Origin of the sequence: Halopenitus sp. H-Gu1 (genome assembly GCF_041821145.1) — an archaeon.
Lineage (GTDB): Archaea > Halobacteriota > Halobacteria > Halobacteriales > Haloferacaceae > Halopenitus.
Genome location: NZ_JBGUBC010000042.1, coordinates 1 through 10,076 on the forward strand (window position 1 = coordinate 1; position 10,076 = coordinate 10,076).

At 56.2% G+C, this 10,076-nt stretch carries 10 protein-coding genes and 2 pseudogenes; 8 read left to right on the plus strand and 4 right to left on the minus strand.

What is annotated here, in order from left to right:
• Positions 1 to 1,485 (plus strand): type II/IV secretion system ATPase subunit (locus tag ACERIT_RS15680; RefSeq protein WP_373675798.1); only part of this gene is annotated, 1,485 nt, incomplete at its 5' end.
• 278 nt (positions 1,486 to 1,763) lie between these two features.
• On the plus strand, positions 1,764 to 3,443 hold the full coding sequence (locus tag ACERIT_RS15685) for a type II secretion system F family protein (RefSeq protein WP_373675806.1): 1,680 nt from the start codon (positions 1,764 to 1,766) through the stop codon (positions 3,441 to 3,443).
• Here the strand turns inward: ACERIT_RS15685 and ACERIT_RS15690 are convergent.
• Both ACERIT_RS15690 and ACERIT_RS15695 read right to left on the minus strand, forming a co-directional pair.
• On the minus strand, positions 3,440 to 4,117 hold the full coding sequence (locus tag ACERIT_RS15690) for an RAD55 family ATPase (protein ID WP_373675799.1): 678 nt from the start codon (positions 4,115 to 4,117) through the stop codon (positions 3,440 to 3,442). The genes ACERIT_RS15685 and ACERIT_RS15690 overlap by 4 nt on opposite strands.
• 176 nt (positions 4,118 to 4,293) lie before the next feature.
• The gene (locus ACERIT_RS15695; protein WP_373675800.1) at positions 4,294 to 4,884 is read right to left on the minus strand and encodes a response regulator; all 591 of its coding nucleotides are present in this window, start codon (positions 4,882 to 4,884) and stop codon (positions 4,294 to 4,296) included.
• Positions 4,885 to 5,249: 365 nt separating this feature from the next.
• Here ACERIT_RS15695 and ACERIT_RS15700 point away from each other — a divergent pair, with 365 nt between their 5' ends.
• Both ACERIT_RS15700 and ACERIT_RS15705 read left to right on the plus strand, forming a co-directional pair.
• Positions 5,250 to 5,801, plus strand: a complete 552-nt coding sequence (locus ACERIT_RS15700; RefSeq protein ID WP_373675801.1) for a hypothetical protein — start codon at positions 5,250 to 5,252, stop codon at positions 5,799 to 5,801.
• 19 nt (positions 5,802 to 5,820) lie between these two features.
• Positions 5,821 to 6,309 (plus strand): hypothetical protein, encoded by a 489-nt coding sequence (locus tag ACERIT_RS15705; RefSeq protein ID WP_373675802.1) that lies wholly within the window; start codon positions 5,821 to 5,823, stop codon positions 6,307 to 6,309.
• Here the strand turns inward: ACERIT_RS15705 and ACERIT_RS15710 are convergent.
• Together ACERIT_RS15710 and ACERIT_RS15715 are read right to left on the minus strand one after the other, a co-directional pair.
• A pseudogene (locus tag ACERIT_RS15710) lies at positions 6,306 to 6,452 on the minus strand (transcription initiation factor IIB family protein); the annotation flags it as partial. The gene ACERIT_RS15705 and the pseudogene ACERIT_RS15710 sit on opposite strands and share 4 nt — an antisense overlap.
• An 11-nt stretch (positions 6,453 to 6,463) precedes the next feature.
• Positions 6,464 to 6,713, minus strand: a pseudogene (locus tag ACERIT_RS15715) (hypothetical protein); the annotation flags it as partial.
• A gap of 254 nt (positions 6,714 to 6,967) precedes the next feature.
• On the opposite strand from ACERIT_RS15715, the gene ACERIT_RS15720 reads away from it, so the two are divergent.
• The 4 genes from ACERIT_RS15720 to ACERIT_RS15735 all read left to right on the plus strand — a co-directional run bounded on the left by ACERIT_RS15720 (position 6,968) and on the right by ACERIT_RS15735 (position 10,022).
• Positions 6,968 to 7,135, plus strand: coding sequence for a hypothetical protein (locus tag ACERIT_RS15720; protein ID WP_373675803.1), 168 nt, complete (start codon positions 6,968 to 6,970; stop codon positions 7,133 to 7,135).
• 186 nt (positions 7,136 to 7,321) lie between these two features.
• On the plus strand, positions 7,322 to 7,567 hold the full coding sequence (locus tag ACERIT_RS15725; RefSeq protein ID WP_373675807.1) for a CPBP family intramembrane glutamic endopeptidase: 246 nt from the start codon (positions 7,322 to 7,324) through the stop codon (positions 7,565 to 7,567).
• Positions 7,568 to 7,895: 328 nt separating this feature from the next.
• The gene (locus ACERIT_RS15730) at positions 7,896 to 8,987 is read left to right on the plus strand and encodes a M24 family metallopeptidase (RefSeq protein ID WP_373675804.1); all 1,092 of its coding nucleotides are present in this window, start codon (positions 7,896 to 7,898) and stop codon (positions 8,985 to 8,987) included.
• A gap of 3 nt (positions 8,988 to 8,990) precedes the next feature.
• Entirely contained in the window at positions 8,991 to 10,022 is a 1,032-nt protein-coding gene (locus tag ACERIT_RS15735) for an NAD(P)-dependent alcohol dehydrogenase (protein WP_373675805.1), read from the plus strand.
• Positions 10,023 to 10,076: the final 54 nt, after the last annotated feature.

The following is a 10,076-nucleotide window of genomic DNA, read 5'->3' on the forward strand; positions in this document are numbered from 1 at the left end:
TACTGGGTAAACGAACCGTATGCCTACGTATCAATCCTCTTTGACGAAGACATCCGAGATCACCGTTATCATATCCTCGAACCGCAACTCTCGGAGACGGCCCGGTATGTCCGAAAGGATTTGGAGCGAGTGATTCGAGACGTCTGGCGAAATCAGTCAATATCCGATCTGAGTGCTGATGGGACACTCTCGACCAAACAGCTTCGATCCGTGATAGAAGATCACGCTCGGGAAGTCGATCCGGGTGTACTGCACGTCCTGCAGTACTACCTCATGCGCGATCTCGCCTGGTACGGACCGATCGACCCGCTGATGCGTGACCCAAAGATCGAGGACATCTCCTGTGACGGTCACGATATCCCTGTTTTCGTGTATCACCAGTCCTACCGGGACCTTGAGACGAACCTGACGTTCGATGAGGACTGGCTCGACGAGTACACCATGCGGCTGGCCCAGCATGCGGACACGAACCTCACGGCGGCAACGCCTCGGGGCGATTCGATGCTTCCTGACGGATCGCGAATCCAACTGACCCTCAGCACGGACATCGGCGCTCGTGGCTCGAATTTCACGATCCGAAAGTTCAGAGAGACACCGTTTACGCCGGTCGAACTCGTTGAGCTAAACACGTTCTCGATTGACGAGATGGCGTACCTATGGCTCGCGGTCGAGAACAACATGTCGGTTGTCTTTGTCGGGCCAACCGCCTCGGGCAAGACCACAAGTATGAACGCCGTCTCGCTGTTCTTGCCACCAAATAGTAAGGTCGTCTCGGTCGAACAGATTCGAGAAATTTCGATCCCACACGACAACTGGATCGCAAGCGTAACGCGGGAGACGACCGGGGTGGACAAACGGTCCGATATCGGGATGTACGATCTGCTTCAGGATGCCCTCCACCAGCGACCTGAATACCTACTGGTCGGAGAGATCCGGACGAATCCGGAAGTCGTCCGGACGTTTTTCCACTCGATCTTCACCGGCCATCCCGGTTCGACGACCTTTCACGCACGGGATGCAGAGAGCGCCGTTGACCGCTTCCTAAGCGAACCGCTAAATGTCCCGCCACGAATGATAAATTCGCTTGACATTATTTCGGTCCAACGGCAGGTCTCTCTGAAGGACCATCGCGTACGCCGAGCATACCAGATCTCGGAGGTCGCTATGCCTGACTCGTCGCTTGAGGTCACCCCACTTTTCGATTGGGACCCGTATACGGACTCCCACGACCATTCGGAGGACCTCTATGGGAGTTCTCGTATTCTCCAGCGTATCGCAGAGGATCGCGGCTGGGACGAGTTGGAAATAATCGAGGAGTTATACCAGCGTCAGACCGTCCTCCGATACCTCATCGAACACGGGTACACCGACTACGACGACGTAATTACTACCTTCTACATGTTCGCCAGGGACCGCGAACACGTCTTAGACAATATACAGAAGGACACCTTCGATCCAACCACGATCGAAGCCAAACACAGATGAGTTCCGACGACCCGACAGAACGGTGTACAAATCCGGTAGAGTACCGTCGCTACCTTCCGGAGGAGCCACCACTGGAACGAGACGATCCGGAGGCGTTCAGGGAAACGTATGGACGGATTCGGGGCCATTTCAAATATCAACAGGACCGATATCGCGACTACCAGCAGTGGCTCAGTCGGGCTCGAATCGGAACGACGTACGACGTCTACCTCACGCGGACTGTAATCAGGAGTGGCGTCGCCGCCATCGTCGGTGCAACCATCGCAGCCTTGGCCATCGTGCTTCGTGTTCTCTTCAATGAGGGGATCGGCATCGGCATTGGCATCGGACTTAGTCTCACGATCGTTGTGGTGGCTGGGTTGCTTTCCGGTGGGGGTCTCGCCTTGGGCTACCTGTTGTATCCACGCTTCATCGCTCGGAGGCGCGGACGTCGAATCGGCGTCACCCTCCCACACGTGACGATCTTCATGCGGGCGCTCAGCCAGACTGGTCAGAACCCGACGACGTTGATTCACGAACTTGCAGCACTCGAAAGCGTCTACGGAGACATCGCCCTCGAATTCGATGTGATTCGAAAGGACACCGAACTATACAACGACGGACTCCTGACAGCACTTGAAAACGCTAAGTCCCTGACTCCGAGTGATCGGTTGCGTGAATTCTTTGATGATTTCGTGAGCGTTCTCGAGTCCGGCGGTGGTGTGAGGCCGTTCCTTGATCAGAAAGTGGCCGAACAGCTCCAACGGACGGAAGACGAGCTTGAGGAACTGTTGGAATCGCTGGTGACACTGGCTGAAGCGTACGTCTCGCTCGTTTTCGTTGGCCCTCTGTTACTACTTGTCGTCCTCATCCTGTTCGGTTTAACCGGCTCGGACGTTATGGACTATCTGCACTTGTTGACGTACGTCGGCATTCCACTCGGGATACTCGTCTCGATGGTCGCCATCCACCAGCTCTTGCGGCCGTACCGGCTCGAAACCGGAGTGGCGTTTGAACAGGAGAAACCGGAATCAAAACCTCCGGAGACGTCCGAATCATGGTTTCTTGAGTACACCAAGCAGTCACACCGCCGGCGGTTTTTGCGTCGGTTCCAGAATCCGTTAGTAACACTACAGGAAAAGCCCCTGTACTCGCTGAGCCTGACAGTCCCGGTCGCGCTGGGTTTCGTCGTGTTCGCAGTCGTCACAGGGATTCTCGAACCCACTCAAGAGGCCTATCTAACGGAGCCGGTTCGCTTTACGACCGGCTTCGTCGTGATACCGATGCTCGTCATAACCGTTGTACTAATGGCCTTTCATGAGGTCAAGCGTAGACGACAGCGATCCCTCGAAGAGCGGTTTCCAGACGCTCTCTATACCCTTGCAAGTGCCAACGAACGGGGAATAGGCTTCGTCGACGGAGTGGAGTTAGTGTCGCGTCGGTACGACGATCCGATCGCATCCGAGTTCCGAACCGTATCCCAGGATATCGAACTGGAGGACGACGTCGCAAGGGCGCTCACAGCCTTTGCCAACCGCCTGAGGATCGCGCGTCTAACGCTGACTGTCTCCGTGATCAGGGATTTGACCACCTCGACTAACGAACTCGCCGTCCCTCTGCGGTCGTTAGCGGATAACCTCGAAACTCGCCTCTCGCTTCAACGAGCCCGGAGACGCGAGATGGAAATGTACGCAATCGTCATCATCCTTGGAGTGCTTGTGTATCTCCTCGTCATCCTCGTTTTCGAGAGTTTCTTTCTCCCAGAAATAACTGCGATACCAACACGGGAACCCGACCTGTTTGTCGGAGAGATACCGGTCATACCCTACCGGACGGTTTTCTTCCACTCGGCGCTCATTCAGGCGTTCGGTAACGGCCTCCTTCTCGGACTGCTTACGGACGATTCGCTGTTCAGCGGCTTGAAATACAGTAACGCTCTCGTCGCTCTCGTCTTGCTCTCATTTTTCCTTATGCCTTAGGCGTCCGAGAACGAGGCCCATTCGGACGTCTCGTCTTGAAGTCCGCGGACCCGATACTCGGCTGTTCCATCCGCCTGACGGAATTCGACGATACCGTCGAAGAGTTCCTCAAACGTTGACCGTGTTTGTTCGTCGTGTGCTGATGAATCCATGGTCCACACCCCCAGATACCCAGCCGTCGCGAATCGGCCGACGAAGGCGTTGATGAACTCAAATGCCCGTTCTTCAGGGACGTGTTCGAGCAGCGCCGTGATCGACTCGACGAGTACGCGAGTTCCGACGAAGTTCTCAGCGCGGGTATCATCGTACTCGATAAATGAGATACCGATGTCGGTCAAGCTCGATGGCGACTGGACGGGAAAGTACTGACTGTCCGTGAGGGAGTCGGGTGGTTCCTCGGAATCCGAGCAATCGATGACCGCCAGCGAATCGAGGTCATCTTCTTCAGCGAACGTCTGATACTGTTCGATAATAGATTCGACGGAGCCGTCGAAGGTTATGACCAATGACCCTTGATCGTAACTGGTGCCCCCGGCAAGGAACTGCAGGCCGAGCGACCGACAGTCGACGTCGTCTGGCCCGACGAATAACAGGTTCTGGCCGGCTTCAACTGACGAGAGTTCCGGGATGGGAAAGTCAGTATCAACCTCGTACGTGGTGATGGATTCGTCCATCTACCAGCCACCACCGCTGAAGCGGACTAAACATCCGGATCGGCTGACCGGTTTCGTTCGATCGCCACCCATGATGGGAGGTGTCTGGATCCGGCTACCTGACTTGTTATGGCGCGGACACCATTGAGTACGGGACACCGCCATACCTACTGGTGTTTCTTGGTGGCGAACCATGGTCACGTTGACTCCGATCCGTTTTCGATATGTCGAAGCGTCGTGAGGAATTCAACGTCTTCGCCCATTCGCTCCTGTGTCGCCTCAATTTCATCCCTGAGTTCGGCAATCTGTGTCTTAAGTTCGGCGTACTCGTCACTCTCTTCCAATTCGGACTCACTCATCTTGTCCCGGAGTACTTCCCGCTTTGAGAGCAACGACCAGTACTCCTGTTGGCGCTCGGAATGTTCTCCTCGCTCCAGCAAGTTTTCGATCGTTTGGTGAAGCTCCTCACGTGACGGTGGTTTCACCACGTAATCGTCGAATCCCATTTCAATAACCTCCAGACCAGGATCGACAGCTGTCACCATCGCGACTTTGCAGTCCATTCCTTCCTCGTTGATCGTTTCCAATACCTCATCACCGGATAGACCAGGCATCCGACGGTCGAGAAGAACGACGTCGATGGGGTCGCCTTCGAGGATTTCCAGTGCCTCATCCCCGTTGAGTGCGGTGTGGACGTCGTAATCATCCTTGAGCCACTGACGAAAGAGCTGGACCACGCTTTCTTCGTCATCAACTATAAGCACGGAGGTCGTCGTTGAATCGGTCATGTCAGGCTCGAAGGATCGGGTTACGACACGCTATATCACACCAACCCGTAACCGTTCCGGTTTGGTTGCCGCCACGGTGTACCGTGAGGAATTCCTCATCGATAGCTGATCGAGTTCACCCCGATCGTGCAACTGGAACTCGAAACAGCCCGCAAAACGCATGACAACGTACGTATCGAAACGGATCTGACTTCGGTTGTTGTTGTTCGGTCAGTATAGCGGTTCGACATCGGTTGGCTGGAAGTTTCTGCCGGAATGACATTTCGACCTCAAGGTAGGCCGACTCGGAGTAGCTCTCAACTATTTACAAGGATATAAAGATATATGAGACATCAACGCGAATACTATCGATAGAGGTGACCAGTATGTCCGAGTCCTCGAGAGATGGTGTCCAGTCATGGACTGAGACGATGAGCGCACGCGAGCGCATTCGGTCAGTTACCGAAACAGTTCGTGAGCCCCGATCGATAAACTGGATCAGTAACCAGGCGGATGCAGCGTGGAGCACGACCAACGAGGAACTCCAAGATCTCGTCGAGCAGGGACGACTGCGCCGCGTCGAGGCCGGCGACACGACGCTCTATCAGCCGGACTATACCCGCCTTCTCTTTGCGGAAATCCGCACGCTCATCGAGGAGAACACACGCGAGGAACTCCGGAGTGAGCTGGCGGCGATCACCGAGGAAATCGAGGCGTGGCAGGAGACGTACGATGTCGAAACGTGGGAGGATCTCGAACAGTCGCTTGCCGACAGTGACCTGTCAAGTTCCGATCTCCGTGACCGCCGCGACGTGATCGCATTCTGGCGCGAGAACGAGGAGGATCGGCAACTCATCAAGCATGCCTTGGAACTCTACTCGGATGTCGAATCCGCCCGCGAGCAGATGACCGACATGGCCGACCGCGCCACGAGCTAACCCTAGTTTCACAGGCACTATGATCTTTCTTGCTGGTCGCGACCGCTACACGCAACGCACCCTCCTCCGAGATATTCACGACCGGTTGACGAACCAAGCCGGCTGTGAGAACGTACGCTATCGCCCATCTCGGCGACGTCCTCGCTACGTGATCGCAGATATTGACACGGCACTGTTCGTGGGTGGTTCCTCTGACGCCGAGCGCGCACGACTGGAACTTCGATTTTGGTATCCAGCCGGTGTTGAGTACGTCTATTATCGCTTCAACTGGATCGAACCGGAGCGGAACCTCATGTTTGGCTTCCATCAGGATTCCGATCACCAGGACTTCGGTCCCTGTCACGTCCAAGTCAATTACGAAGAGACACCCGTTGATCGGTATGAAGCAACGTTTCTCGATATGCATCCTCTCTCCGTCCTTGATGACCGACTTCAGCAATTACCCACAGCGTTGGCAGCGATCCGTTGGGAGGACGGAAAGCCCTCGCTCCCCACATGGCCGGTCTAGACAGTGAGTTCGTTGAGCGCGTCTCGGTGCGTTCGGACCGTCACCGACGAGACATTCGCGGCCGCAGCGAGCTCTTTCTGCGTCACCCGTCGACCTTGCTCACAACCCGCTTTGTAGAGGCAGGCGACCGCGAACCCAGCCGGGTGGAACCGGTGTCGGCGTTCACACTGTACCGCTGGACGCCGTCCATCGCCCGCGAGACGGTCGGTCTGAGAACTCGATCGGCACCGCAATCGTCGCCCAGCCTTCGTCGATAGCGGCGTCGACGGGTGGTGCCTCGACGTCGTCCGGTTGATGGTCAGCTTCTCGTACACCCGCTCCGGCAGAACAACGGTGATGTCGTTCCGGCCAACGATTTCATGTGGGAGGTGGTCGTCGTCGAACACCGTTCCGTCGCGTATCACGTCGAATCGATCACGGAGACGGGTGATAAGTGACACCCCGAGTGTTCCGATCGGTTCACGTCTGCGCATTATGCGTGTGAAGGAAGGAATGGCCGGTATCAACGCCTCCGACGTGATCGTCGTTTGTTTCCTGAGAATACTCCCGAATCAACCAAGAGATCTTACTGGCGTATCGGTCGCTTTCGGTCTCGGCCGCACATTGGTTGTGCTTCTGGTTCGACAATATTATACAAGACTGAGGGATACCGAAAAACATGACGCCCCTCCAGATGTTCGGAATTAACTCACTCGGTAGTTTAGTGCTGGCACTCGTAGTCCCGTTCGTAATCGTCGTCTTCGGGACGTACTTAGGGGTCCTCGGGGCGCTACGGGCGTTCTTCGGTGAGTCGTGGCAGGATGTCGCGACTGTCGAGGAGGAATGAGACCATCGCCCGCCAACCAGTGGTAGGGCCATCAGCCACCCGGGAATGGGTGGAAGATGTAGTTTCTGTATTGAGCGATTTATGTGTCGTCTAGACTGAGTAACTGCTGTTTCACGTTTTACAAAAACACGAAAGGTCGGCCGTCGATCGGCGGCGATCACGGCGGAATCCTACCTGAATATCTTTATATGGGGCGGTGGGAACGAGGAACTCAGCTGGCGAAGGTTCGCGCTCCCCTATCTGCAGGAGCGATACAGCGCGCTCGTATCGAGTCTAATCATCGGAGTCCTCTGGACGGTCTGGCACACACCCAGCGGAATCATCGAACGCGGCGTTACTGGCTGGGCGGTCGATCTTCCCAGCTACGCCGTCATCGTGGTCGGCATCTCGATCGTCGCGACGTTGCTGTACAACGACGTGGCAGTGTCCTGATCACGATGGTGTTTCACGCCGGCGTCAACGGCGCCCAGGGACTCTATTCCGTCGAGGGACTGCTCACGCCGACTGGAAAACTAGCCCGCTTCATCGCATGGGCGATTCTTGTGGAGGGTTGCTGGCCGGATTCGGGTGGCGGAATCTCGCTCATGGCGATGTTGCCGGCGCTGCACAGACGGAGGCACGCCAACATCCGGATGATGAGGAACCAGGACATCTGCATCCAACCGACTGACACCATGACTACACGTTCCACCTCCCGATCCGCTCCCAATCCCTCGAACTTTATCAGGTAGCGCAGATTTGGATCCACTGACCTCAATTTATGAGTGAAAAGGACAAACTCGATCGATTAGGCGAGTATCTTGCGACAAATGACCTCGAGTCAGTGTGGTTCGCGACACCACCAATGTTCGCCTGGCTCACTGGCGGTAGCAATTTGATCGTTCGGGAGGGAGGAACCGGCATCGCCGCCGCTGGATACGATGGTGAAGAAATTACCATCGTGACTTCGAATATTGAAGGGGACCGACTCCTTGACGAAGAAGTCGATGCCGACGTCAATATCGTGGACTATCCATGGCATGAAAGTAGCGTCAAGGAGATGGTCACGAAGATTGCTTCAGTACCAGCGGCTACGGATTTCGCGTGTCGTGGCTGTGACCGGATCGAACGATCAGAACTGACGCAGCCGCTCACCGATGGAGACATCAAGCGCTATCGAACGCTAAGCCGTGAGACGGCTGAAGCCGTTGAAGAGGTCGCACGAGATGTTACGCCGACAGATACCGAACAAGAGATTGCTGCAAACCTTCATCAAGCGCTCCAGCGACGAGGTATTGAGTCACTCGTCGCTCTCGTCGGTGGCGAGGACCGTGTCCAGCGCTACCGGCACTTCACTCCAACTGACATCGAGGTGGGTGGCTACGCCGTCTTAACTGTCGAAGGTGTCGACTGTGGTCTTAATGCTGCTGTCACGCGAACAGTCGCATTCGACGATGCTCCAGACTGGCTTGAAGAGCGTTATAAAGACGTTTCCAGAGTTGCGGCGACAGGAGCCATTGAGACGCCGCGTACGGGCGTCGACGGCGGCACAGCTAGTGACGTGTTCGAGGCCATCCAAACTGCGTATGAACAATTAGGCTATGGGGCAGAATGGAAAAATCACCATCAGGGTGGTGCACTCGGTTACGAATCGAGAGAGTGGACTGCAACGCCAAATCACGATGCATCCATAGAATTACCGATGGCCTACGCCTGGAACCCGAGTGTGGAAGGCGCCAAATCCGAGGATACTATCCTTGCGACTGACGACACCATTGAAGTGCTTTCGACTACCGAAGAGTTCCCGACAATGACGGTAGATGCTATCGGGATCGACGGCGAGTTGACGCTACCAGACATTCTCTGGAAATAAACGATGAAAGCCGTTCTACTCAAAGAGACACGGAAGTTCCAGATGGAGACACGGGAACGACCAACTCCGGAGGCCGGAGAGGTAGTGGTGCGAATCGAGCACGTCGGAATCTGTGGCTCCGACATGCACTACTACGAGCACGGCCACAACGGAGACAATGAGCTCACTGTGCCCACAATCATGGGACACGAATCCTCCGGAACGATCGTCGAGACTGGTGCGGGCGTCACCGGATCATCGGTCGGTGACAGAGTGGCTCTGGAACCGGGCATTCCCTGTGGGTCGTGCCGGTACTGTGACATCGACGAGTACAATCTCTGTGAGGATATGCACTTTATGGCTTCGCCGCCGGATGACGGGGCGCTCGTCGAGTACGTCTCGTGGCCCGCCGAACGGACGTATTCGCTCCCGGAGACCGTCTCGACGCGTGCGGGAGCGCTCTGTGAACCACTGAGCGTTGCGATCCACGCGAATCGACGTGGAAACGTCGATTCGGGTGATACCGTCCTCGTAACCGGATGCGGTCCGATCGGGCTGTTGTGCATGGACGCCGCGTACGCCGCGGGAGCGACGGACGTGATCGTCGCTGACATCGTCGAGCGAAAACTCGAACTGGCGACCAAGCGAGGAGCATCCCATACGATCCAGACGAACGAGCAGTCACTGGTCGATGCTGTCGACGAGGTCACTGACGGTGGCGTCGACGTCGTCTTAGAGTGTTCGGGTGCGGAGGCAGTGATCGACCGGACGATAGCGACCGTCCGCAAGGGAGGTCAGGTGGTCTTCGTCGGTCTCCCGCAAGATCCGGAGCTGTCGGCGGACGTCTTCGATCTCATCGACAACGAACTCGACATCAGCGGCTCGTTCCGGTTCCGGAATACGTATTCGCAGGCTATCGAACTGCTTGCGTCGGAGCAGGTCGACGTCGAGTCGCTCGTCGACTTCGAATGTTCCCTTGCGGACACGCAACGTGCATTCGAGCGCGCCGCAGACCCCGAAGTGGTCAAAGGAATGATCTCGGTGGCTGGACAGTGACTGGCGCTGTATCCCCTCGCTTCGCTCGGGTGTTGAGGAAGGGGTCTGAGCGCC

What these genes read in the sequence shown, in the direction of transcription:
- ACERIT_RS15690 (WP_373675799.1), bottom strand. Translation starts at nt 4,117, where the DNA reads ATGGACGAATCCATCACCACGTACGAGGTTGATACTGACTTTCCCATC.
- ACERIT_RS15695 (WP_373675800.1), bottom strand. Translation starts at nt 4,884, where the DNA reads ATGACCGATTCAACGACGACCTCCGTGCTTATAGTTGATGACGAAGAA.
- ACERIT_RS15700 (WP_373675801.1), top strand. Translation starts at nt 5,250, where the DNA reads ATGTCCGAGTCCTCGAGAGATGGTGTCCAGTCATGGACTGAGACGATG.
- ACERIT_RS15705 (WP_373675802.1), top strand. Translation starts at nt 5,821, where the DNA reads ATGATCTTTCTTGCTGGTCGCGACCGCTACACGCAACGCACCCTCCTC.
- ACERIT_RS15720 (WP_373675803.1), top strand. Translation starts at nt 6,968, where the DNA reads ATGACGCCCCTCCAGATGTTCGGAATTAACTCACTCGGTAGTTTAGTG.
- ACERIT_RS15730 (WP_373675804.1), top strand. Translation starts at nt 7,896, where the DNA reads ATGAGTGAAAAGGACAAACTCGATCGATTAGGCGAGTATCTTGCGACA.
- ACERIT_RS15735 (WP_373675805.1), top strand. Translation starts at nt 8,991, where the DNA reads ATGAAAGCCGTTCTACTCAAAGAGACACGGAAGTTCCAGATGGAGACA.